The 24,411-nt window shown below is 53.1% G+C and carries 21 protein-coding genes and 1 tRNA gene; 5 read left to right on the top strand and 17 right to left on the bottom strand.

From position 1 onward, the window contains the following. Positions 1-24 precede the first annotated feature (24 nt). The gene (locus tag LA04_RS22560) at positions 25-1,866 is read left to right on the top strand and encodes a TIGR04141 family sporadically distributed protein (RefSeq protein ID WP_047653279.1); all 1,842 of its coding nucleotides are present in this window, start codon (positions 25-27) and stop codon (positions 1,864-1,866) included. A 94-nt stretch (positions 1,867-1,960) separates the two neighbouring features. Here the strand turns inward: LA04_RS22560 and LA04_RS22555 are convergent, their stop codons facing one another. From LA04_RS22555 to proB, 4 genes are all read right to left on the bottom strand, one after another. Next, positions 1,961-3,892, bottom strand: a complete 1,932-nt coding sequence (locus tag LA04_RS22555) for a site-specific integrase (protein ID WP_047653278.1) — start codon at positions 3,890-3,892, stop codon at positions 1,961-1,963. 87 nt (positions 3,893-3,979) lie between these two features. Further along, positions 3,980-4,055, bottom strand: a tRNA-Thr gene (locus tag LA04_RS22550). A 111-nt stretch (positions 4,056-4,166) separates the two neighbouring features. Then, on the bottom strand, positions 4,167-5,420 hold the full coding sequence (gene proA, locus LA04_RS22545) for a glutamate-5-semialdehyde dehydrogenase (RefSeq protein ID WP_047653277.1): 1,254 nt from the start codon (positions 5,418-5,420) through the stop codon (positions 4,167-4,169). 11 nt (positions 5,421-5,431) lie between these two features. Continuing rightward, positions 5,432-6,535, bottom strand: coding sequence for a glutamate 5-kinase (proB, locus tag LA04_RS22540; protein ID WP_047653276.1), 1,104 nt, complete (start codon positions 6,533-6,535; stop codon positions 5,432-5,434). Between the two features lie 305 nt (positions 6,536-6,840). Between proB and phoE the strand changes: the two genes are divergently transcribed. Further along, complete coding sequence (gene phoE, locus LA04_RS22535; RefSeq protein WP_047653275.1) at positions 6,841-7,893, top strand: phosphoporin PhoE; 1,053 nt, start codon at positions 6,841-6,843, stop codon at positions 7,891-7,893. Between the two features lie 98 nt (positions 7,894-7,991). Here phoE and crl read toward each other — a convergent pair whose 3' ends face one another. The 3 genes from crl to gpt form a co-directional block, all read right to left on the bottom strand. Continuing rightward, positions 7,992-8,393: a sigma factor-binding protein Crl gene (gene crl / locus LA04_RS22530; RefSeq protein ID WP_023310506.1), complete on the bottom strand. Its 402-nt coding sequence runs from the start codon at positions 8,391-8,393 to the stop codon at positions 7,992-7,994. Between the two features lie 57 nt (positions 8,394-8,450). After that, positions 8,451-9,695 (bottom strand): esterase FrsA, encoded by a 1,245-nt coding sequence (gene frsA / locus LA04_RS22525; protein WP_047653274.1) that lies wholly within the window; start codon positions 9,693-9,695, stop codon positions 8,451-8,453. Between the two features lie 104 nt (positions 9,696-9,799). Then, entirely contained in the window at positions 9,800-10,258 is a 459-nt protein-coding gene (gene gpt / locus LA04_RS22520) for a xanthine phosphoribosyltransferase (RefSeq protein ID WP_010427903.1), read from the bottom strand. Positions 10,259-10,518: 260 nt separating this feature from the next. Here gpt and pepD point away from each other — a divergent pair, with 260 nt between their 5' ends. Further along, positions 10,519-11,976 (top strand): cytosol nonspecific dipeptidase, encoded by a 1,458-nt coding sequence (gene pepD, locus LA04_RS22515; RefSeq protein ID WP_047653273.1) that lies wholly within the window; start codon positions 10,519-10,521, stop codon positions 11,974-11,976. Positions 11,977-12,050: 74 nt separating this feature from the next. Here pepD and dinB read toward each other — a convergent pair whose 3' ends face one another. The 8 genes from dinB to LA04_RS22475 all read right to left on the bottom strand — a co-directional run bounded on the left by dinB (position 12,051) and on the right by LA04_RS22475 (position 19,258). Continuing rightward, complete coding sequence (gene dinB / locus LA04_RS22510) at positions 12,051-13,109, bottom strand: DNA polymerase IV (RefSeq protein WP_047653272.1); 1,059 nt, start codon at positions 13,107-13,109, stop codon at positions 12,051-12,053. 108 nt (positions 13,110-13,217) lie between these two features. Continuing rightward, positions 13,218-13,421 carry a (Na+)-NQR maturation NqrM gene (gene nqrM, locus LA04_RS22505; protein WP_023615899.1) on the bottom strand — a complete coding sequence of 68 codons (204 nt, stop codon included), beginning with the start codon at positions 13,419-13,421 and terminating at the stop codon, positions 13,218-13,220. Beyond that, positions 13,421-14,644 (bottom strand): NADH:ubiquinone reductase (Na(+)-transporting) subunit F, encoded by a 1,224-nt coding sequence (gene nqrF / locus LA04_RS22500; protein ID WP_047653271.1) that lies wholly within the window; start codon positions 14,642-14,644, stop codon positions 13,421-13,423. Before nqrF ends, nqrM begins: the two co-directional genes overlap by 1 nt. 10 nt (positions 14,645-14,654) lie before the next feature. Continuing rightward, the gene (gene nqrE / locus LA04_RS22495; RefSeq protein WP_008500255.1) at positions 14,655-15,251 is read right to left on the bottom strand and encodes an NADH:ubiquinone reductase (Na(+)-transporting) subunit E; all 597 of its coding nucleotides are present in this window, start codon (positions 15,249-15,251) and stop codon (positions 14,655-14,657) included. A 6-nt stretch (positions 15,252-15,257) separates the two neighbouring features. Further along, positions 15,258-15,896 carry an NADH:ubiquinone reductase (Na(+)-transporting) subunit D gene (locus LA04_RS22490; protein ID WP_014882676.1) on the bottom strand — a complete coding sequence of 213 codons (639 nt, stop codon included), beginning with the start codon at positions 15,894-15,896 and terminating at the stop codon, positions 15,258-15,260. After that, positions 15,889-16,683 carry a Na(+)-translocating NADH-quinone reductase subunit C gene (locus LA04_RS22485; RefSeq protein ID WP_047653270.1) on the bottom strand — a complete coding sequence of 265 codons (795 nt, stop codon included), beginning with the start codon at positions 16,681-16,683 and terminating at the stop codon, positions 15,889-15,891. The genes LA04_RS22490 and LA04_RS22485 overlap by 8 nt, the downstream gene beginning before the upstream one ends. Then, a complete protein-coding gene (locus LA04_RS22480) occupies positions 16,676-17,911 on the bottom strand; it encodes an NADH:ubiquinone reductase (Na(+)-transporting) subunit B (protein ID WP_047653269.1) in 1,236 nt (411 codons plus the stop codon). Before LA04_RS22480 ends, LA04_RS22485 begins: the two co-directional genes overlap by 8 nt. Before the next feature lie 3 nt (positions 17,912-17,914). Continuing rightward, positions 17,915-19,258, bottom strand: a complete 1,344-nt coding sequence (locus tag LA04_RS22475; protein WP_047653268.1) for a Na(+)-translocating NADH-quinone reductase subunit A — start codon at positions 19,256-19,258, stop codon at positions 17,915-17,917. A gap of 298 nt (positions 19,259-19,556) precedes the next feature. Between LA04_RS22475 and dpaA the strand changes: the two genes are divergently transcribed. Beyond that, positions 19,557-20,297, top strand: coding sequence for a peptidoglycan meso-diaminopimelic acid protein amidase (dpaA, locus tag LA04_RS22470; RefSeq protein ID WP_047653267.1), 741 nt, complete (start codon positions 19,557-19,559; stop codon positions 20,295-20,297). On the opposite strand, the gene LA04_RS22465 is transcribed toward dpaA, so the two are convergent. Both LA04_RS22465 and lpcA read right to left on the bottom strand, forming a co-directional pair. Next, the gene (locus tag LA04_RS22465; RefSeq protein WP_023310496.1) at positions 20,268-21,035 is read right to left on the bottom strand and encodes a class II glutamine amidotransferase; all 768 of its coding nucleotides are present in this window, start codon (positions 21,033-21,035) and stop codon (positions 20,268-20,270) included. The genes dpaA and LA04_RS22465 overlap by 30 nt on opposite strands. A 48-nt stretch (positions 21,036-21,083) precedes the next feature. Continuing rightward, the gene (gene lpcA, locus LA04_RS22460; protein ID WP_010427884.1) at positions 21,084-21,662 is read right to left on the bottom strand and encodes a D-sedoheptulose 7-phosphate isomerase; all 579 of its coding nucleotides are present in this window, start codon (positions 21,660-21,662) and stop codon (positions 21,084-21,086) included. 239 nt (positions 21,663-21,901) lie between these two features. Between lpcA and fadE the strand changes: the two genes are divergently transcribed. Then, the gene (fadE, locus tag LA04_RS22455; protein WP_047653266.1) at positions 21,902-24,346 is read left to right on the top strand and encodes an acyl-CoA dehydrogenase FadE; all 2,445 of its coding nucleotides are present in this window, start codon (positions 21,902-21,904) and stop codon (positions 24,344-24,346) included. Positions 24,347-24,411: the final 65 nt, after the last annotated feature.

Below are 24,411 nucleotides of genomic sequence, written 5' to 3'. Positions count from 1 at the left end.
TACCTCTCAAAGGGCTGAAATGATATGAAAACAAGGTCTTTTTCTATTTTTTTGCTTAAAGCAGGCTACAACGCACAGAACTCCCTCAAGCCAGATCATCAACTTCTCGATGACTTTCAGGCTCAAAACCTCCCACAGGGTGCAAGTTTATTTATTTCTGACAGATTTAAAACAACTCCTTGGTGGGTGAATTACTTCTCAATTGGCGGGAATTTAGAACAAGAAAGTAAGGGAGCGTTAATTTTTCTTCCAGTAAGAGATCGATGTTTCGCACTAACTTTTGGGCACATTTATCACAATCTACGCGATGTTTCCTATGAGTATGACTTTGGTCTTAAAGTAACATTAAACAGCCTTGAACCTAAAGAGTTAAAAAGTGCTGACATAGTGGATCCTGGTGCATCAAGAAGAAAAAGAATGCAAGTTCCTGTCATGTCTGACTTAACCTATTTGGATTTTGACAGTAATAGCGAGATTTTAAAAAGCTTAACAGGAAAAGTTAAGCCACAGTATATAGAACTATTTAAAAATGCCACTGGCTCTACAAATTTAAAAGTAGGTCTAAAATTAGAACCGGATGAGCTTATAGTTTTATGTGAACAGCTACTGGATTTATATGCAAGCAATGAATATTTAGAGTCTTTCCCTAACATACAAAAAATAGTCCCGGAAAAAGACCCTCTAAAAATAGAAAAGTTAGACACTTCACTTTTAGAGGCATTTATAAATAAAAGTGATGAATTATCCTTATCAATTCCTGACATTGTTGATTATAGTGACAATATATATTGTGTATTCAAAGGAAGAAAAGGAATCTCCCCAATATATACTGATATTAGTCTTGATGAATTTTATGACTATCTTGGAGAGATTGATTTAAATACATTTGATATAGAAAAAATAAAAAGCTTTTCATTAAACCTCTGTAATGAAGAAGGGATTACAACTAAAGCATATAATATTTACAGAAGCTTTATTTATGACATTCCCTTTGACGATGAGGGAGTTGTTTATCATCTTTGCGAAGGAGAATGGTATAAAGTTGATCAAGATTATTTAGCAACTTTGAAAGATTATATCGATCAAAGATGCGAGAACACCTCTCTTCCACCATACAATCACGATAACATAGCAGCAAACAAAAGAAGTTATAGTGAAGAAAACTACAATGAAGATGTTGCCCGTAACTCACTGACACATATCTGTCTTGATCAAACAGATATAAGCCCTGATGGATATACGCAAATAGAGCCTTGTGACATAATTAGTTATAATGGAAATACGTGCATTTTCCACCATATAAAAATATCCTCACGCTCATCTCAGCTTAGTCATCTTTTTAATCAGGGTGTCAACTCTATGGAGTTGTTAATTCTGGAAGGACACAGTAGAGATAAATTAAAAAATCTCATTGAACAAAAAATACAACATCGTGACTTAGATAGTTTCAAGCGAGTAATCGATGGAAATGACTATAAAGTTGAGTTCGGCATAATTACAAAAAAACCTGCAATTTCTAAATCTGATAACCTTCCACTTTTTTCAAAAATAAGCTTAATGAGAAGTTTAAGAGCACTTTCTCTTTGCCGCACGGAAGGTGTGGTAAGTTTTATACAAGATATAAGTCCTCCTAAAGAAAGCTATAGTAAATATCCTCGTATTACAGTAGTCGTATCTCTTGATGCAAATGGTAAGAATGAGGTTGTTGTAGATAACAACCAAATTTTCCCACAAGGGAAAAAAGTAATGAGATGCTCTCAAGAAATAACTAATAGCGCTATCGGTTCAAAATATATGATTTATGTCAAAGCAAGCGAAAATGGGGATCTTAGCACCAGTCACGCTTGGGAAAGTGAACCGATTTAGATAACTCTATTTATCTAAAAAGAAACACACACCATAGCCCCATAAGTTCGACGGAGCTATGGTGTATTTTAAAATGAATAACTAAATGTTACCTTTATCTACGTTGTTTATTAATTTGTTTGATTCTAAGAGCATCAGCTACCGCATCTACACCATCTTCGCAAACAAATGGAACAACTTCCGGTAGCCCTAACGTAACGCTCTCAAGCACAGCATAGAGGGCTGCTGGTGAATGATCTTTGCTATAACGATTCTCTGTTTCGCCAGAGCCGCGGATATGTCCAACAAACTGAGCACGAGTCTCGCTGTCGATTCCTGCTTGTTTGAGCCTTGTAGAAAACGTGTGACGGAATGAATGGAACGATTTCTTGCTGTCTTTTTCATAGCCTAATCGCTCTTTCAGCAACGAGCGGTTAAACCAGTCTGAAGCCTTATCACCATATCCTTTTACAGAGTGGTAAGGAAGCTCTGGAAATAAACGCTCATGGCCTGCTTTCTTCAATGCTTCGCAATAGTTGATTAATCCAAGTTTGATCAATGTCGGATGCAACGGTATTTTCCGTCGTGAATTAATCGTTTTCAGTGACTGATCAGCACGTTCGCTGTTGATTTCAAAGAAATAAAATCCGGCATCATCCTGCTTAATATCATCCAGATAAAGCTGGCATAACTCATTAATCCTTGCTCCGGTAAAGAATCCGATGAGTGGCAACCAGTAATGAAATGCACGGTAATGATGGAAGCGTCCCTCGCTATTTCTATCCACAGTTCCACGTTTAAACCAAGGACGGTTAAAAATAGCGTGCAAATCCTCATCAGTGAAATCAGCTTTGAATTCCTGATCCATCTTTTCATTTGCTACAGGTGCGAAGAATTGATTCGCTGGGGACTTAATAAAAATACCTTCTCCATCAGCCCACCTGAAAGCTTCGAATATAACCCTCATATACTTACGAACGGTATTATCGCTCATTAGAGGATCGCCATTCTCTTTTGCTTTAACCATCAGCTCATGAATGTCATTGATTTTGTATCGGATTTTAGCCAAATCACGCCGTGCAGGTATCGACCTTAGCAAGCTCTCATACTCACGGAGATAGTCACGATCTACTTTTACAAGCTTTGAATCCCCCATGACTTCAACCAGTAGGCTAAAACCTTCCCGAACTCGAGTTTCTGCCTTTCCCGTGAATTTTCCCCCGCGCTTGTAGCGAATATATTTTTCACATAACTCGCTCATTTTCACCGAGTAGTATTTGAGATTTACATACTCATTCTCCGGCAATGATGGGGATAATATTGCAGTGGATATTGCTTTTGGCTTCTCAGGAGTTGCAGGAGATAGTGAGGGGCTATATGACAGCCAAAACAATCGTAAGCGCTCGGCTTGCACACGATGAATCATTAGTGAACCTGGCGAGATTTCGACACCGGGAAAGTCAACGAACCATGCGGCTTTGGAGGAAGCCTCTGAGGATTTAAATGCGGTTTCTGCGTCTAGCGGCTCGCCAGCGATCATCTGACGTAATATACGTGATGAAACCAAGGGCTGAACATAACCGCTCAGAGAACCTCTGATACCGATGTTAATGGCACTATCGATGATAAATCCAGAAGCCTCAGGATCATCCTTATCAACGAGTGAAAGATCTTCTACATAGTAGGCAGGACGCCCATCAGCAAGCCAAAAAAGTGGGATATTCGTATCAAGTAGTCGCTGCGCCACTTGTTGCAGGGAAGCGCTCGTTAAACCGCAAAATTCAGCGAGGCTGATCATTCCTTCGCCAGCCAAAGCAGGCGCACTGCTTACCAACTTTTCTCTATCCAATTTTTGATACTCACCCAGACATCGCTGCCAGACAACCAATAAACCTGCGGCAATCGCTCGCGCTTTTCTGATGTCGTTTGTTTCTGTTGAAGCGTGAATCTCACGCTGTCCCGTGTAGAGACGGTATCGGGCGGGAACTGCAATACGGACAACATAAATACCGCTGCTACGGCGATACAGATTATCACGTTGAGCCATCGGCTGTATGACCTCTATGTAGTAGAGGCTACGCGATTTCACTCTGAATGAATTTAATTTTAACTAAATCAATAAGATAAGAGTGACTGGTGCCGATAATAGGAGTCGAACCTACGACCTTCGCATTACGAATGCGCTGCTCTACCAACTGAGCTATATCGGCCCTGAGAGGCCGGTTACGAGCGTAACCACGGGGCAAAAGGTTAGATCTATCCGGGTGATGCGTCAATGCCCTTTTGAATCAAACGGCTATTTTTGCATCACCCGTGATTATTTACGCACGAATCGTATCGTCACCGAAGCCGATCCACTTGTACGTGGTCAGCGCCTCCAGCCCCATCGGGCCGCGCGCGTGCAGTTTCTGCGTGCTGACCGCCACCTCTGCGCCGAGGCCGAACTGGCCGCCGTCGGTGAAGCGGGTGGAGGCATTCACATACACCGCAGATGAATCCACTTCGTTCACGAAGCGATCCGCATTGCGCAGGGTGCGCGTCAGAATCGCGTCAGAATGCTGCGTCCCGTGTTCACGAATGTGCGCAATGGCGTCGTCGAGATCGGTAACGATTTTCACGTTCAGATCCAGTGACAGGAACTCGTCGTCGTACTGCTCCGCTTTTACGGGAACAACGTTAGCCGGGCCTTCCTGAAGCAGTGCGAGCGCACTAGCGTCAGCATGCAGCGTCACGCCGCTTTCTGCCATCTGTTTGCTCAGAGCCGGCAGGAAGGTGTTCGCAATACCCTGATGAACCAGCAGCGTTTCCACGGTGTTACAAGTGCTTGGACGCTGGGTTTTCGCATTCACGATAATCTTCAGCGCCGGTTCAATCTCAGCGCTGTCGTCGACAACGATATGGCACACGCCGATACCGCCAGTGATCACCGGAATCGTCGACTGCTCGCGGCACAGCTTGTGCAGGCCCGCGCCACCGCGTGGGATCAGCATGTCGATGTATTTGTCCATGCGCAGCATTTCGTTGACCAGCGCGCGGTCTGGGCTCTCGATCGCCTGTACGGCACCCGCCGGTAATCCACACTCTTCCAGCGCCTGCTGAATGACTTTCACCGTCGCGGCGTTGGTGCGCCATGTCTCTTTCCCACCGCGCAGGATGGCGGCGTTACCGGTTTTCAGGCACAGGGAGGCGACATCCACCGTCACGTTTGGACGGGCTTCATAAATCACACCGATAACGCCGAGCGGCACGCGGCGGCGCTCCAGGCGTAAACCGCTGTCGAGCAGCCCGCCGTCGATCACCTGCCCTACCGGGTCGGCCAGATTGCAGACCTGACGCACATCGTCGGCGATGCCTTTCAGGCGTGCTGGCGTCAGCGCCAGACGGTCGAGCATCGCTTCGCTCAAACCGTTACGACGCGCTTCCAGCAGATCCTGCTCGTTGGCGAGCAAAATCTCCTGTGACTGTGATTCCAGATAATCAGCGATTTTTTCCAGCACGCGGTTTTTCTCGCGGCTGGAAAGGAGCGCCAGTTTGTAAGAGGCAGCCTTCGCGGCAGCGCCCATTTGTTCCAGCATGTTCAGGCTCCTTAACGAATAATCATGTCATCGCGATGCACGGCAACCGGACCATATTCATAGCCCAGAATGGCGTCGATCTGCTGCGAGTGGTGACCCGCGATGCGGCGCAGGGCATCGCTGTTATAACGGCTTACGCCGTGGGCGATGTCGCGGCCTTCGAGGTTACGGATACGGATCACTTCACCACGGGAGAAGTTGCCTGTCACGCTTTTAATTCCTTTAGGAAGTAATGAACTTCCTCGTTCCAGAATCGCGGCGGTTGCCCCTGCATCGACGACGAGTTCGCCAGCAGGAGGCGCGCCAAATATCCAGCGCTTGCGGTTTTCGAGCGGGGATTCCTGGGCGTGGAAGCGGGTGCCGACGGAGATGCCTTCCATCACGTCGCCAATCACGCCGGGGCGGCTGCCCGCTGCAATGATGGTGTCGATACCGGCGCGGCACGCTACGTCAGCGGCCTGCAGCTTGGTCCCCATACCGCCCGTTCCGAGGCCTGAAACGCTGTCACCGGCGATGGCGCGCAGCGCATCGTCGATACCGTGAACGTCGCTAATCAGCTCGGCTTCCGGGTTGGAGCGCGGATCGGCGGTGAAAAGCCCCTGCTGATCGGTCAGAAGCAGTAATTTATCGGCACCCGCCAGAATCGCGGCCAGCGCAGAGAGGTTATCGTTATCACCCACTTTGATTTCAGCGGTAGCAACGGCATCGTTCTCGTTAATGACCGGAACAATATTGTTGTCCAGCAGCGCGCGCAGGGTATCGCGGGCGTTCAAGAAGCGCTCTCTGTCTTCCATATCCGCACGCGTCAGCAGCATTTGCCCGACGTGAATACCATAGATGGAGAATAGCTGTTCCCAGAGTTGAATGAGTCGGCTTTGGCCCACGGCGGCCAGCAGCTGCTTGGAAGCGATCGTCGCGGGGAGTTCGGGGTAACCCAGGTGTTCACGCCCGGCGGCAATCGCCCCGGAGGTCACAATCACAATACGATGCCCTGCGGCATGTAGCTGAGCGCACTGACGTACAAGCTCAACAATGTGGGCGCGATTTAGGCGGCGCGATCCGCCTGTTAAAACACTGGTACCGAGTTTTACCACCAGCGTCTGGCTGTCACTCATGATTCTCTGCCGTTCAACGATAAGGGAAAGTAATGTCGAACGAACGTTTTAACAGGAGTCAGCCCCGTTGCCAACTGCCTTAGCACATCGCGAAACACTTTGTTGCGCGGGATCAGGAAGCGTAGCGGGAAATTTTGACGCTTTTATTACCGAAATAATAAATCACAGTTTTTTAAAATTATTCTTAGTTTGTCATAAAAGTTTCATTCCAGAACGATAAAACCCTTCCTGTTTTTTCACGGGACTTAAGCATGAGCTTATCGTCCAGCGAATTTTTTTAGCGCGTTTATAAGACAGGATCGAAAATGAAAAAGAGCACTCTGGCATTAATGGTTATGGGCGTAGTGGCTTCTGCATCCGTTCACGCAGCTGAAGTTTATAATAAAGATGGTAATAAACTGGACGTGTACGGCAAAGTAAAAGCCATGCACTACATCAGTGATGATGCCACCAAAGATGGCGATCAGACCTACGTTCGTTTCGGTTTTAAAGGCGAAACTCAGATTAACGATCAGCTGACGGGCTATGGCCGTTGGGAATCTGAATTTGCAGGTAACAAAGCCGAGAGCGACTCTACTCAGAAAACGCGTCTGGCGTTTGCGGGTCTGAAGCTGAAAAACTTTGGCTCACTGGATTACGGCCGTAACCTGGGTGCCCTGTATGACGTCGAAGCATGGACCGATATGTTCCCTGAGTTCGGCGGCGACTCTTCCGCGCAGACCGATAACTTCATGACCAAGCGTGCTACCGGCCTGGCCACCTACCGTAATACCGACTTCTTCGGCGCGGTTGACGGTCTGGACATGACGCTGCAGTACCAGGGCAAAAACGAAAACCGTGACGCTAAAAAACAGAACGGTGACGGTTTTGGTACCTCTCTGACCTATGACTTCGGCGGCAGCGATTTCGCCGTCAGCGGCGCCTACACCAACTCTGACCGCACCAATGCTCAGAACCTGCTGGCGCGTGGCCAGGGGCAGAAAGCCGAAGCCTGGGCAACCGGTCTGAAATATGATGCAAACGATATTTATCTGGCTGCAATGTATTCTGAAACCCGCAATATGACGCCAATTTCCGGCGGGTTTGCTAATAAAGCGCAGAACTTTGAAGTGGTCGCACAATATCAGTTCGACTTCGGTCTGCGCCCGTCCCTGGGCTATGTTCAGTCTAAAGGTAAAGATATCGAAGGTATTGGCGACGAAGATCTGGTGAAATATATTGACGTTGGCGCGACCTATTACTTCAACAAAAATATGTCCGCGTTTGTTGATTATAAAATCAACCAGATTGACGACAAAAATAAACTGGGCGTGAGCAGCGATGACATCGTTGCACTGGGTATGACCTACCAGTTCTGATGATGCGAAATAAAAAAACCGGCTTGATGCCGGTTTTTTTATTGTCGGGGATTCATGCTGTCTGGTGCCCTCTCCCACAGGGAGAGGGGGGAAGACTATCAGGCAGTCAGCTTCACCGCTTCGCTGGAAAAGTCATCCGCGGGTTCGAACTTGAGATCCAGGGTAGCCAGCAGTGCGCGTGCCTTATCGTGAAACTCTTTTAGCGTATATTCCAGGCGGTCAATCACTTCCTGATCTTTAATCGTGGTGGCCTGCCAGTTGCCGTCTTTATTAAACAGGCCAAACTGGTAGCTATACGTAAAGCGTTTTTCCTCTGCTTCCATTTCCATCCACCAGCCCCAGAATTCACGTTTTTCGGGTGCAGGCTTCACGTTGACGCATACAGCCAGGCAGTCGAAAAAAAAGCGATTCTCTTCACACTGCTCTTCTCGAATATACGGGCCGAGAGCCATAAACTTCTTAATCAGTCTACTTTTCGGGTGTCCACTCGGTAACGTCATTGCGATCTCCTTTTGTGAAGCCACTGTTTTACCAAACCAGCAAAATTTAGCAATCTATTAACACAATCTCTGAGCGATCCAGCGCGTAATCTCTTTCAGTGCTTTATCGAAATTCTGATAGACCGGGCTGAACGGCACTTCAAGCAGTTTGCCATCCGCAGATGACGACGTGATTAAGCGCGACTCTTCTTCCGGACTGAACGGATCGTTTTTCCAGAACCCCGACAGCATCGGCGTTGGGCATCGACGTCCCAGCAAGCCCTGCGTTTTTAACGAGTAGCGATTGAGCTCAACGCGCAGCGCTTCGTCTGATGCATCATGCATGCCAAGACGGCTGGCCAGCACATCAAGGTACATTTCAGGTACGCTCCCCTGACGTGCAGGATCGCTAAGCAGAGCGTGAACGACCGGGCCGAGGCAGGCGACGGCTTTCAGACGAGAAGATTCAAGATAAGCCAGACGCACCGCGACGTTCGCGCCAAAACGGAAGCCGAAAGCCGCCACGCGGGTGTGGTCAACCCATGGAATGTTTTCCAGCGCTTTGAGCGCATGCTGGTGCAGCAGGCTGGAATCCTGAGTCAGTTTCCATTTAGATGAAAAACCAATTGAAGGCATATCAAGCGTCAGCATCGCGATCCCTTTTGGTGCGAAGTAACGCTCATACAGGCTGTAATAATCAATTTGCAGCGAATCCAGCCCGCCGCACATCAGCACGGTCGGGAACGGACCGTCGCCTTCAGGCATATGCAAGAACCCGGTGACGGGTGCGCCACCAGGAATGCTGAACTCAAGCTCGCGCATTTGGCCCGGCAAACGCTGCGCCGCTTCTTCATAAGCACGGTTCGCCAGAGCCTGAGCCTGCTCCGCCAGTTCATCCCCTTTTAAATGCGGGTAGGCAGCAATCCCGTAAAGGTTAGCGGCGTGCAGCCAGTGCTTGCCGCTGAGCGTAGCATCCTCTTCCTGGCTGGCTTTTTGCTGCCAGACCATCGCCTGTTTCGACCACTCGTAGATCCAGTTGCCACCGCGGTAGCCCACCACCGTGTCGTAGAGTTCGCTGTCGGTACGCTCGGCTTCACTCATCACGATACGCGCCTGCACGTCGAGGATTTCACGAGGGTCAATGCCGCGCCAGATCCACATCAGACGGTTAATCATGCGATACCAGTGAGGCACGTTTTTACCGTCTAACGCGGACTGGACGGCAGGCTGGGTACCCGGATTAAAGCGACGCACCAGCGTCGACGTTTCAGGGTGTTTGAAACGGGGTTTGAAGAGAGTCTCGGTGAGATTCGCCTGCGTCATTGCGTTGCCTCCATGAATACGTCATATGAAGACTATTGTAACGCGTGGCAGGCCAAAAAGAACAACGCCCGACATAGTCGGGCGTGTAAAGTTACGTACTGGTATTAACGGCCTGAAATAGGCGGTACGAAGACCACGCCCATATCCCATGGCTGTTCAATCCAGGTGTCCTGCGGGATATCAATCACGTAATCGTCAACCAGCGGGCGGCCAGCAGGCTTCGCGAAGATAGTGACGAAATGGGCTTTCGGATACATTTCGCGGATAGCGACCGCTGTACCGCCGGTGTCCACCAGATCGTCGATAACGATGAAACCTTCACCGTCGCCTTCAGCACGTTTCAGCACGGTCAGCTCGCGCTGGTTGTCATGGTCATAGCTGGAGATGCAAACGGTATCGACATGACGAATACCCAGCTCACGTGCCAGCAGCGCCCCCGGTACCAGACCGCCACGGCTGACGGCAATAATGCCTTTCCACTGTTCGGAAGGCATCAGACGCGCAGCCAGTTTGCGTGCGTGAATCTGCAACATGTCCCAGGTGACGACGTATTTTTCGCTCATGTGAAGTGTCCCAGCCTGTTTTTATACGGCTTAAAAAGTGTTCGAGGGGGAAATAGGTTGCGCGAGATTATAGAGATCTGACGCACTAAAAACCAGTGTTTAGCGCCCTCTGCCTGAGTTTTTACATGCTTTATGCTACCAGCCAGCAGAGAAAGTGGTATTCTCAGTTTCATCTCGCAAGCCTGACTTGTGGTAACTATTAACCTGCTAACCCTGTGACCTGCAACCCTGTTTGCAGCGCCTCGACAAGGAGACTTATCGTGTCTGAACTGTCTCAATTATCTCCGCAGCCGCTGTGGGATATTTTTGCGAAAATCTGCTCCATTCCACACCCTTCCTACCATGAAGAACAGCTTGCCGAACATATTATGGGCTGGGCGAAGGAAAAAGGTCTGCATGCTGAACGTGACCAGGTTGGCAACATTCTGATCCGCAAACCGGCTACCGCAGGTATGGAAAACCGCAAACCGGTTGTGCTGCAGGCGCACCTGGACATGGTGCCACAGAAGAACAACGACACCGTTCACGACTTCACCAAAGACCCGATTCAACCGTACATCGACGGCGACTGGGTGAAAGCGCGCGGCACCACGCTGGGCGCGGATAACGGCATCGGTATGGCCTCTGCGCTGGCCGTGCTGGCCGACGACAGCGTTGAGCACGGTCCGCTGGAAGTGCTGCTGACCATGACCGAAGAAGCAGGCATGGACGGCGCGTTTGGTCTGCAGGCGAACTGGCTGCAGGCGGACATCCTGATCAACACCGACTCTGAAGAAGAAGGTGAGATCTACATGGGCTGCGCGGGCGGAATTGATTTCATCTCTACCCTGCCGCTGTCGCGCGAAGCGATTCCTGCCGGTTTCCAGACCTTCAAGCTGACGCTGAAAGGGCTGAAAGGCGGCCACTCCGGCGGTGATATTCATCTGGGCCTGGGTAACGCCAACAAGCTGCTGGCGCGCTTCCTGGCAGGCCATGCGGCCGAGCTGGATCTGCGTCTGGTCGACTTCAACGGCGGTACCCTGCGCAATGCGATCCCACGCGAAGCGTTCGCCACCGTAGCGGTTCCCGCGGCAAAAGCGGACGAGCTGAAAAAACTCTCCACCGTATACCTGGATATCCTGAAAAACGAACTGTCGGCGAAAGAGAAAAACCTGACCGTAGTGCTGGAATCCGTGACCACGGATAAAACCGCCCTGACCGCGCAGTCTCGTGACACCTTCGTTCAGCTGCTGAACGCGACGCCAAACGGCGTGATCCGCAACTCTGACGTGGCGAAAGGCGTGGTGGAAACCTCACTGAACGTGGGCGTGGTGAGCATGAGCGACGACAGTGCGGAAATCATCTGCCTGATCCGCTCGCTGATCGACAGCGGTAAAGAGTACGTGGTGAGCATGCTGGAATCTCTGGGCACGCTGGCGGGCGCCAAAACGTCTGCCAAAGGCAGCTACCCGGGATGGCAGCCGGATGCGAGTTCTCCGGTGATGGCGCTGGTGCGTGAAACCTATCAGCGTCTGTTCAACAGCACCCCGAACATTCAGGTGATCCACGCCGGTCTGGAATGTGGTCTGTTCAAGAAGCCGTATCCAGACATGGATATGGTGTCCATCGGGCCAACCATTACCGGCCCGCACTCCCCGGATGAGCAGGTTCATATCGAAAGCGTCGGTCACTACTGGACGCTGCTGACTGAACTGCTGAAAGCGATTCCTGCGAAGTAACGCCCTCATCCAGCCGTCTCCCACAGGGAAAGGGTAAAACGAAGGCCCGGTAAGCGTAGCGCCACCGGGCTTTTTTACAATCCCAGAAGCAGCTGGCGCTCTAGCTGCGGATCCAGCAGCGTGACGTGCAACCCCACCAGCCTCACCCCTCGCCCGCCCCGGCGTTCTTCCCATGCCTTTTTCGCCGTCGCGATAAGATCGTCTTTATTCAGACGCGGCCAGACGTGTTCCTGCGTGGTCTGCTGGAAGTCGTTGAATTTGAGCTTGATGCCCTGACGGGCGATGAGCAGGTCCGGCTTCACCTTGCTTAAGCGTCGCTCCAGTTCCGGGTAGAGCTGTTCCGTGATAATAGATTCGCACTCGGACCAGTCATGAATATCTTCAATAAGTGTGCGCTCAACGCCGACGGATTTCCGCAGCCGCTCGCTGTTCACATCGCGATCGTCAATCCCCTGGCTGCGCTCCCACAGCACGCGGCCAAACTTCCCGAACCGCTTAAGCAGCATCGCGAGATCGCTTCGCTGCACGTCTTCGCAGGTGCGTAACCCCATGCTTTCCAGCTTTGCGGCGGAGACTTTCCCAACCCCAGGGATTTTGCCAAGCGGCAGCGTTTTTAAAAATGTGGGCACCTCTTCCGGCGTAATGACGTACTGACCGTTGGGCTTATTTAAATCGGAGGCGATTTTGGCAAGGAATTTAACGGGCGCCACACCCGCCGATGCCGTCAGATTCAGCTCGTTGAAAATCGTCTGACGGATCTCCTTAGCCATCAGCGTCGCGGAGCCGTGGCAGTGCACGCTGTCGGTCACATCCAGATAGGCTTCGTCCAGCGACAGCGGCTCTATCAGAGAGGTATAGCGGGAGAAGATTTCCCGAATATGGAGGGAAGCCTCTTTATAGGCTTCAAACCTGCCGGGCAGAAGTGTGAGATGAGGGCAAAGCTTTAAGGCCATCGCCGTTGGCATCGCGCTGCGCACGCCAAATTTGCGCGCAGGATAGTTGGCGGTGCTGATGACACCACGCTGAACGCGGCTGCCGCCAATGGCGATGGGAATATCCCGCAGCGCCGGGTTGTCACGCATCTCCACTGCGGCAAAAAAGCAGTCCATATCGACATGGATTATTTTGCGCATAGTAAGCCCTCACTCATCACTGGATAAGTATACAGTAAACAAATGAGGATTGAGAAGCAGATGTAAGAATGCCGGGTGGCGGCTGTGCCTTACCCGGCCAACAAAAACTTAAATAATGCGCTGCTGCTCGCGGGCCATTCTTTTTTTCCGCGCATCGCACGGCTCCGGACAGTCGCAGACCTTTTCCATCCCAATAGAGGAAATACCGCCGCAGCTGCCCTGAATGCTTTTCCGCTTAACGATCCAGCCTAACGACATGCCGAAGATGACAAGCACAAACACCACAAAGGTTGCCAGAAACGTCAGCATCATCAACCTCCAAAGTCATCGAGCAAGATGTTCTCATCTTCGACGCCGAGATCTTTCAGCATCTTAATCACGGCGGCGTTCATCATCGGCGGACCACACATATAGAACTCGCAGTCCTCAGGCGCCGGGTGCTGCTTGAGGTAGTTTTCATAAAGCACGTTGTGGATGAACCCCGTGTAGCCCGTCCAGTTATCTTCCGGCTGCGGATCGGAAAGCGCAACGTGGAAGGTAAAGTTCGGGTTCTCACGCGCCAGCTGTTCAAACTCATCTTCATAGAACATCTCGCGCAGCGAGCGCGCCCCGTACCAGAAGCTGATCTTACGCTGGCTACCCAGCCGCTTGAGCTGGTCAAAGATGTGCGAGCGCATCGGGGCCATACCGGCACCGCCGCCGATAAACACCATTTCCGCGTCGGTATCTTTCGCGAAGAACTCCCCGAACGGGCCGGAGATGGTCACCTTATCCCCAGGCTTCAGGGACCAGATGTATGACGACATGACGCCCGGCGGTGCATCCGGCACATTCGGTGGCGGCGTGGCGATACGCACGTTGAGCATGATGATGCCCTTCTCTTCCGGGTAGTTGGCCATCGAGTAGGCGCGCAGCGTCGGCTCTTTCACCTCAGATACAAAGCGGAAGAGATTGAATTTGTCCCAGTCGGCGCGGTACTCATCCGGCACGTCAAAGTCCGCATAGGCCACAGCGTGCTCCGGGCACTCAATCTGAATGTATCCGCCGGCGCGGAACGGGACATGCTCGCCTTCCGGCACCCGCAGCTTCAGCTCTTTTATAAAGGTGGCTTTGTTATCATTAGAGATAACCTCGCACTCCCATTTTTTGACGCCGAAGATCTCTTCCGGCAGCTCAATCTTCATATTCTGACGCACCGCGACCTGGCAGGCCAGACGACAGCCCTCTTTTGCCTCACGCTTTGTGATATGCGCCAGCTCGGTTGGCAGAATATCGCCACCGCCCTCTTTTACCGTCACGCGGCACTGCCCGCAGGAGCCGCCGCCGCCGCAGGCTGAGGAGACAAAAATGCCGTTACCAGAGAGCGTGTTGAGCAGCTTGTCTCCCGCCGGCGTGCGGATCTGATTCTGCGGCTCGTCGTTAATATCAATGACCACGTCGCCGGAATTCACCAGCTTCGCGCGCGCCGCCAGAATAAGCCCTGACAGCACCAGTACAATCAGCGTGAACATCACCACGCCAAGGATAATTTCCATCTGTTAGCCCTTATAGCTGCACACCGGAGAAGGACATAAAGCCCAGCGCCATCAGCCCGGTGGTGATAAAGGTGATCCCCAAGCCCCGCAGACCCGCAGGCACGTTGGCATATTTCATTTTCTCGCGGATCCCCGCCATGGTGACAATCGCCAGCATCCAGCCGATGCCGGAACCAAAACCGTACACCACGGATTCGCTGAAGTTGTAATCACGCTGAACCATAAACGAGACGCCGCCAAAGATGGCGCAGTTCACCGCGATCAGCGGCAGGAAGATCCCCAGCGCGTTGTACAGCGACGGGAAATACTTATCGAGGATCATCTCGAGGATTTGCACCAGCGCCGCGATCACCCCGATAAAGGTGATGAAGTTCAGGAAGCTGAGATCAACCCCTTCCACCAGCGCGCCGTCCCGCAGCACAAAGTTGTACACCAGATTGTTGATCGGTACAGATAAGCCGAGCACCACGGTAACCGCGATACCGAGACCAAAGGCCGTCGACACTTTTTTGGAAACCGCAAGGAACGTACACATGCCGAGGAAAAACGCGAGCGCCATGTTTTCAACAAACACCGCCCGCACAAACAAACTCAGGTAATGAGCCATCGTCGGTTACTCCTTTTCCTGCTGTTCTGGCTTCAGCGTACGAATCAGCCAGATCAACAAACCGATAATGAAAAATGCGCTAGGGGCCAGCAGGAACAGGCCGTTTGGCAGATACCAGCCGCCGTTCTGCACCGTGTCCAGCACCGTGATGCCAAACAGCTTGCCGCTGCCAATCAGCTCACGCAGGAATCCCACGGTCAGCAGGATCACGCCGTAGCCCAGGCCGTTGCCGATGCCGTCCATAAAGCTCGCCAGCGGCGGCATTTTCATGGCGTAGGCTTCCGCACGCCCCATGACGATACAGTTGGTGATAATCAGCCCGACAAACACCGAGAGCTGTTTGGAGGTTTCATAGGCAAAGGCGCGCAGCAGCTGATCGACCACGATCACCAGCGAGGCGATGATCGCCATCTGTACGATGATCCTCACGCTGTTGGGGATATGGTGGCGGATCATCGAGATAAACATGCTGGAGAACGCCGTGACCAGCGTGACCGCCAGCGTCATCACTACCGCCGTTTCCAGCTTGGTCGTCACCGCCAGAGCAGAACAGACACCCAGCACCTGGAGCGTGATCGGGTTATTGGCTAACAGTGGGCCAATGAGCACCTTTTTAACTTCTTTCAGTTCACCGGTATCAGCCATTGTTCAGCGCTCCTTCACGTACGTTTTTCAGGAAAGGACCAAAGCCCAGCTCGCCCATCCAAAAATCAAAACTGTGCTGCACGCCTTTTGAGGTGAGCGTGGCGCCGGAAAGCCCGTCGACGGCGTAGTCGTCACCGGGACGTGCCGCCCCTTTCATCACCTTCAGCGCAGGCAGGCCGTTATCGTCGAGCACTTTCTTGCCGACAAACTGTGCCCGCCAGTTAGGGTTTTCAACTTCGCCACCCAGCCCCGGCGTTTCGCCCTGGTCGTAATACGTAATGCCTTTGACCGTGCGGCCATCGGTATCAAGGGCCACAAAGGCATACATCATTGACCACAGGCCGTTGCCGTAAACAGGCAGTACCACTTCCTGAATACGTTTTTGGGGGTCGCGAACCAGATAGATTTCGGCAAGGTTGCTGCGACGCTTAATCCCGGCGGGATCTTGCGCTGCCTCCAGCGTCAGGCTCATCTGTGGATCTTTCAGCGCCAGCGCCTGGTTGAATGTTGCCGGGTCTTTATCCAGCAGTTCACCTGTTTTTAAATCCACCAGACGCGCCGAAATACGTTCGGCAAAGACGGCCGAAACGTCGTCTGCGCTCATTCCTTCCTGCATCAGTCCGGCGACGGCCAGGATGTTGCGCTGTTTATCCAGCGCACGTTGCTCCTGCTGCAGGGTTTTTAACCCCACGGCAGAACCGGCCACGACAATGGAACAGACCAGACAGAGTACCAGCACCACCAGCAGCGTTTTGCTGATGCTGTCGTTATTTTTAACCTCAGCCACGCGCCTTCCTCCGCTTAATGTTGGCCCGCACCACCAGGTAATCGAAGAGTGGCGCAAACAGGTTGGCAAACAGAATGGCCAACATCATCCCTTCCGGATACGCCGGGTTGACCACGCGGATCAGGACACACATCGCGCCAATGAGCACGCCATAGCTCCATTTACCTTTGTCTGTAAACGAGGCAGAGACGGGGTCCGTCGCCATGAACATCATGCCGAACGCGAAGCCACCCAGCACCAGATGCCAGTACCACGGCATGGAGAACATCGGATTGGTGGTCGAACCGATAACGTTGAACAGGGTGGCGGTCAGCACCATGCCGATCATCACGCCCGCAACGATCCGCCAGGAGGCCACGCGACCAAAAAGAATGATCGCGCCGCCAAGCAAAATCATCAGCGTAGAGACTTCTCCGATGGAGCCGGGAATGTTGCCAATAAAGGCATCAAACCAGGTGACAGGCTGACCTGTAGCGTTGTTGACCAGCGTTTCGCCGCCGTGTGCCGCCCACTGTGAAAGCGGCGTTGCGCCAGAAAAACCGTCTGCCGCCGTCCAGACCAGGTCGCCTGAGATTTGCGCCGGATAAGCAAAGAACAGGAACGCACGCCCCGCCAGCGCAGGATTAAGGAAGTTACGCCCGGTCCCACCGAAGATCTCTTTGGCAATGACCACGCCGAAGCTGATGCCCAGCGCCGCCTGCCAGAGCGGTAGCGTCGGGGGAACAATCAGGGCAAACAGAATAGAGGTCACGAAGAAGCCTTCGTTGATCTCATGTTTACGGATGATGGCAAACAGCACTTCCCAGAAGCCGCCCACGATAAATACCGTGATGTAAATCGGCAGGAAGAACACTGCGCCCAGCGTCATCATGCTCAGCCAGCCCGCGTCCGCAGCGAAGCTCACCCCTAACGACTGGGCCAGACGGTAGTGCCAGTCGGACTGGATCACCTGTGCCAGCTGCTGTGCATCGTACATGTGGTGCAGCGCCGGAATGGTCTGCAGGCCGACGTTGTACATGCCCCAGAACATCGCGGGGAACACCGCAAACCACACAAGGATCATCATGCGTTTCAGATCGATAGCGTCGCGAACGTGCGCCGCTCCTTTCGTCACCAGACCTGGCGTATAAAAAATGGTCGTCGTTGCTTCATATAACGGGTAGTACTTTTTGAGCTTTCCTTCGGTAAAGTGCGGCTCAATTTTTTCAAAGAGGTGTTTTAAGCCCATCGGTTATCCTTCCTGCTCAATGCGGGTTAACACCTCGCGCAATACCGGTCCATATTCATATTTGCCCGGACAGACATAGGTACAGAGCGCCAGATCTTCTTCGTCCAGCTCCAGACAGCCCAGCGCCTGCGCGCCGTCGGTATCGCCGGCAAGGAGATCGCGCAACAGCACGGTAGGCAGAATATCCAGCGGCATGACGCGCTCGTAGTTGCCAATCGGGACCATGGCACGCTCGCCGCCGTGCGTACTGGTTGAGAAGCTAAACAGCTTGTTACGCAGGAAGTGGCCCAACGTGGTGCGGGTGACGGAGTATTTTTCTGCGCCTGGCAGAACCCAGCCAAACAGCTCTTTCTCACGCCCTTCCTGCACAATGCTGACCTGCAAATGGAAGCGTCCCAGGTACGCGTGCGCATTGACAGCATGGCGGCCGCTGAGGACCGATCCGGAAATCAGGCGGTTTTCGCCCTCTTTCGTTTCCCCCACCAGCAGTTCGTTGATGTCAGCGCCCAGCAGCGTCTTCACCAGGCGCGGGTTTGCGGCCTGAGGTCCGCCGATGGCGATTATCCGTTCAGCGCAGAGTTCGCCCGTAGTAAAGAGCTTACCGATGGCGATGACGTCCTGATAGTTAAGATGCCAAACCTGTTTCGTCAGGCTTACTGGCTCAAGGAAATGGATGTGTGTCCCGACCAGCCCCGCCGGATGCGGGCCAGCAAACTCATTAAACGTGACCTGCCCCTGCGGATGGCCGCCGAGCTTGCCGCCGCCGGCCTGGCAGACGTGCACTTTTCCGGACGTGAGGCGGGTTAAAACGGTCAGACCAGCGTCAAAGGCTTTTCGCTGCGCCAGGATAACCGGTTCCGGGTCCACGCTGAGCGGGTTGGTGTCGATTGCCGTGACGAAAATCGCGGCCGGTTCCGTGCCCGGAACAGGGGATTTGCTGAAGGGGCGTGTACGAAGCGCGGTCCATAAACCGGACGCCAGGAGCTGATCCTGAACGGCATCACGGTTCAGCGACGCGAGTTCTGCGGTGTCGTAATGGGCAAATTCACGCTTTTCATCGCCCTCAATGCGGATAACCACCGACTGCAGAACGCGACGCTCGCCGCGGTTGATGGCCACAACGGTGCCGCTCGCGGGGGCCGTGAACATCACGCCGGGATTTTTTTTGTCCTCAAAGAGCGGCTGTCCTTTGATAACGCGATCGCCCTCCTGTACCAGCATTGAAGGACGCATACCCAGGTAGTCTTCGCCCAAAATGGCGACATGACGGACGCTTGCGCCTGTCGAAACGTGCTGCGCTGGCACGCCTGCAATCGGCAGATCAAGTCCTTTTTTAATTTTAAACATGTGGTTAGCAGGTTTCCATGAACAACAATCCAGTGGGCGCAAAGTGTAACATTTTCCCCTTCCCGCGGGCAGGGAATCCGCCGTCGCGCGCGCCAAATTGCGACCTAATGCGCAAAGTTCCTGGAGCCATCGCAATTTTGATGGTTTATAAAGTAAAACTAATTTGTAAACTCACCGCCCGGCTCTTGCGAAAATCTATAGCGGTGCTAATGTGAGCGCTCCTAACAGAATAATCTGATTTCGGGTCTCTTTTGCCGTCCTGGCAAGTTGGTCATGGTTTTATCAAGGAACTAGTAGTATGCGTAAAATCGCATTGTTCATTGCGATGCTTCTGATGTCGTGCATGTCGTTTGCCGGGCTGCTCAGCAGCAATAGCTCAACGACGCCGATCAGCAAAGAATATAAACAGCAGTTAATGGGATCGCCGGTTTATATTCAGATCTTCAAGGAAGAGCGCACTCTCGATCTGTTTGTCAAAATGGGCGAGACATATCAGCTGCTTGATAGTTACAAAATTTGTAACTATTCCGGCGGACTGGGGCCAAAACAGCGTCAGGGCGATTTCAAAAGTCCGGAAGGGTTCTATAACGTTCAGCGCAGCCAGCTCAAGCCTGACAGCCGCTTCTATAAAGCCATTAACATCGGCTTCCCGAATGCCTATGACCGTGCACACGGTTATGAAGGTAAATATCTGATGATCCACGGTGCCTGCGTGTCTATCGGCTGTTATGCGATGACCGACTCCGGCATTGATGAGATTTTCCAGTTCGTGACGGGCGCGCTGGTCTTTGGGCAGCCTAACGTACAGGTCAGCATCTATCCGTTCCGCATGACGGACGCCAACATGGCGCGTCACAAGTACTCATACTACGCGGATTTCTGGAAACAGCTGAAGCCGGGTTACGACTACTTTGAGCAGACCCACAAGCCACCTGTGGTCTCTATCGTCGATGGCCGTTACGTGGTCAGCAAACCGCTGAGCCACGAAGTCGTCCATCCACAGCTGGCGTCAAATTACACGGTCCCCGAGACAAAATAGCACCCACTCGCCTGGCATAATCTTTTGCCAGGTTTCGTTGCCCGTCAGCGGCTGCGTTGCGATAACAGTGACCACATCGTTCGGTGTGGTCTCCTTCTGAAAGTCTATCTCCACATCCTGATCGAGCAGCGTCGCAACGCCAAACGGCGCACGGCGGGTGATCCAGAACAGATTCGTCGAGCAGAACGCCATCACATAGCGGCCATCAGAGAGCAGCATGTTGAACACGCCTTTTTCACGCAGTTCAGATGCCAGCGTCGCGATATATTTGAACACGGCAGTCATGTTGCCGGGCGTGCGGGGATAGCGCTCCGTCAGCTTGTGCAGCAGCCAGCAGAAGGCTTTTTCGCTGTCCGTTTCGCCTACCGGGCGGAAATTGCCCGTTTCCAGCGACTTATAGCCCGTGAGCTGCCCGTTGTGCGCGTAGGTCCAGTTACGGCCCCACAGCTCGCGGGTAAACGGATGGGTATTTTCCAGCGCCACTTCGCCACGGTTAGCCTGACGGATGTGGGCGATCACCGAGCGGGACTTGATGGGATAGTCCTGCACCAGTTTGGCAATCGGTGAGTTAAAGCTGGGCTGTGGATCTTTGAACGTGCGACACCCTTTGCCTTCGTAGAAGGTGATGCCCCAGCCGTCTTTATGCGGCCCGGTTCCTCCACCGCGCTGAACCAGCCCGGTGAAGCTAAAGCAGATATCGGTTGGCACATTGGCGCTCATCCCGAGCAGTTCGCACATACAACACCTCCACAACAGCGGGGGGCACCGGAGCCCCCCAGCGAAGTCTTACTTAACCATCTCTTTTTCGATCAGTTGAATCAGGATGTGGATCACTTTGATGTGAATTTCCTGAATACGGTCAGCATAACCGAAGTGCGGAACGCGAATTTCGACATCCGCCGTACCGTCCATCTTACCGCCATCTTTACCGGTCAGGGTGATGACTTTCATCCCTTTTTCACGCGCGGCAGCGATCGCTTTGATCACGTTGCCGGAGTTGCCAGAGGTAGAGATCCCCAGCAGCACGTCGCCTTCACGGCCTACCGCTTCAACGTAGCGGGAGAAGATGTGGTCGTAACCGAAGTCGTTGCCTACGCAGGAGATGTGGCTCACGTCTGAAATCGCAATCGCCGGGTAGCCCGGGCGGTTTTCGCGATAGCGTCCGGTCAGCTCTTCTGCGAAGTGCATCGCGTCACAGTGGGAACCGCCGTTACCGCAGGAAAGCACTTTGCCACCGGCTTTGAAGCTGTCGGCCAGCAGGACCGCTGCGCGCTGAATAGCGTGAATATTGGCATCATCTTTCAGAAAGTTCGCCAGCGTTTCCGCCGCTTCGTTCAGTTCGTTACGAATAAGATCCTGGTACATGAGGATAATCCTTCAGTATTGATGAAATAACACAGTGGAGTGTACCGGATAGCGGGAAAAGCGAGAAGCTAAAGCCTTGCGAAACGTCCGGCGTTTTGATTTTTTGTGCCGGCTAAAACGCGAACAATGTGAACCAGGTTGTAATTATTTTGTAAACACATTGCTAAAGGAATTCACATCAACTACAACCATATCATCACAAGTGGTCAGACCTCCTACAAGCAAGGGAGCTTTTCTTTATGATGATTTTGAGCATTCTCGCAACCGTTGTACTGCTCGGTGTGCTGTTCTATCACCGCGTAAGTTTATTCCTGAGCAGCCTGATTCTTCTGGCCTGGACGGCTGCGCTTGGCGTCGCAGGCCTCTGGAATATCTGGCTTTTAGTCCCTCTCGCCATCATTCTTCTGCCGTTTAACCTGGCCCCGATGCGTAAATCCATGATCTCCGCGCCGGTGTTCAAGGGCTTCCGCAAAGTGATGCCGCCAATGTCGCGCACTGAGAAAGAAGCGATTGACGCGGGCACCACCTGGTGGGAAGGCGATCTGTTCCAGGGCAATCCTGACTGGAAAAAGCTGCACAACTACCCGCAGCCGCGTCTGACCGCTGAAGAGCAGGCCTTTATTGACGGCCCGGTGGAAGAAGCGTGCCGCATGGCAAACGACTTTGCTATCACCCATGAAATGGCCGATCTGCCGCCTGAGCTGTGGGCGTATCTGAAAGAACATCGCTTCTTCGCGATGATCATCAAGAAAGAGTACGGTGGTCTGGAGTTCTCCGCTTACGCTCAGGCTCGCGTCCTGCAAAAGCTGGCGGGCGTTTCCGGGATCCTGGCGATTACCGTTGGCGTGCCTAACTCCTTAGGCCCGGGTGAACTGCTGCAGCATTACGGTACCGAAGAGCAGAAAGATCACTACCTGCCGCGTCTGGCACGCGGTCAGGAAATCCCTTGCTTCGCGCTGACCAGCCCGGAAGCGGGCTCCGATGCGGGCGCGATCCCGGATACCGGCGTGGTCTGCATGGGCGAGTGGCAGGGCGAGCAGGTGCTGGGCATGCGCCTGACCTGGAACAAGCGTTATATCACCCTGGCGCCAATCGCCACCGTGCTGGGTCTGGCCTTTAAGCTCTCTGACCCGGAAAAACTGCTGGGCGGTGAAGAAGATCTGGGCATTACCTGTGCGTTGATCCCAACCTCTACCCCAGGCGTTGAAATTGGTCGCCGTCACTTCCCGCTGAACGTGCCGTTCCAGAACGGTCCAACCCGCGGCCAGGATATCTTCGTGCCGATTGACTACATCATCGGCGGTCCGAAAATGGCCGGTCAGGGCTGGCGTATGCTGGTGGAATGTCTGTCCGTGGGTCGCGGCATTACCCTGCCGTCGAATTCAACCGGCGGTCTGAAGTCGGTCGCGATGGGGATTGGCGCATACGCCCACATCCGCCGTCAGTTCAAAATCTCCATCGGCAAGATGGAAGGTATCGAAGAGCCGCTGGCGCGTATAGCGGGCAATGCCTACGTGATGGATGCCGCGGCTTCTCTTATTACCTACGGCATTATGCTGGGCGAAAAACCGGCCGTGCTGTCCGCGATTGTGAAGTACCACTGTACCCACCGCGCCCAGCAGTCGATCATTGACGCGATGGATATCGCAGGCGGTAAAGGCATTATGCTCGGCGAAGGCAACTTCCTGGCGCGCGGCTATCAGGGCGCACCGATTGCCATCACCGTGGAAGGGGCAAACATCCTGACCCGCAGCATGATGATCTTCGGTCAGGGCGCCATTCGCTGCCATCCGTACGTGCTGGAAGAGATGGCCGCTGCGCAGAACAACGACGTGGATGCCTTCGATAAGCTGCTGTTCAAACATATCGGCCACGTGGGCAGCAACAAGGTGCGCAGCTTCTGGCTGGGCCTGACGCGCGGTCTTACTAGCGCCACGCCGACCGGCGATGCGACCAAACGTTATTACCAGCATCTGAACCGACTGAGCGCCAACCTGGCTCTGCTGTCTGACGTCTCCATGGCGGTGCTGGGCGGCAGCCTGAAGCGTCGCGAGCGTATCTCAGCCCGTCTGGGGGATGTGCTGAGCCAGATCTTCCTGGCCTCGGCGGTCCTGAAGCGCTACGACGATGAAGGCCGTCAGGAAGCGGATCTGCCGCTGGTGCACTGGGGCGTTCAGGATGCGATGTATCAGGCTGAACAGGCGATTGACGACCTGCTGGCGAACTTCCCGAACCGCTTTGTGGCGGGCGCCCTGCGCGCGGTGCTCTTCCCGACCGGTCGTCACCATCTGGCGCCGTCCGACAAGCTGGACCACAAGGTGGCGAAGATCCTGCAGGTACCGAGCGCAACCCGCTCCCGTATCGGTCGCGGTCAGTATCTGACGCCGACGCCGCATAACCCGGTGGGTCTGCTGGAAGAGGCGCTGCTGGACGTGATGGCTGCCGATCCGATTCACCAGAAAATCTGTAAACAGCTGGGCAAAAACCTGCCGTTTACCCGTCTGGACGAACTGGCAAAACAGGCGCTGGCCGGTGGCATTATCAATAAAGATGAAGCCGCTCTGCTGGTGAAAGCCGAAGAGAGCCGTCTGCGCAGCATTAACGTGGATGATTTCGAACCGGACGAGCTGGCGACGCAGCCGGTAAAGCTGCCGGAGAAGCATCGCAAACCTGAAGCGGCGTAACGCGTTTCGCTTGTACAAACCCCGCCTCGAGCGGGGTTTTTTATTGCCACATTTTCTCGTAATGA

The organism is Enterobacter sp. UCD-UG_FMILLET, from assembly GCF_000762975.1.
Lineage (GTDB): Bacteria > Pseudomonadota > Gammaproteobacteria > Enterobacterales > Enterobacteriaceae > Enterobacter > Enterobacter dykesii.
The sequence above is the reverse complement of the archived record's forward strand: the minus strand, read 5'-3'. Positions and strand labels throughout refer to the sequence as shown.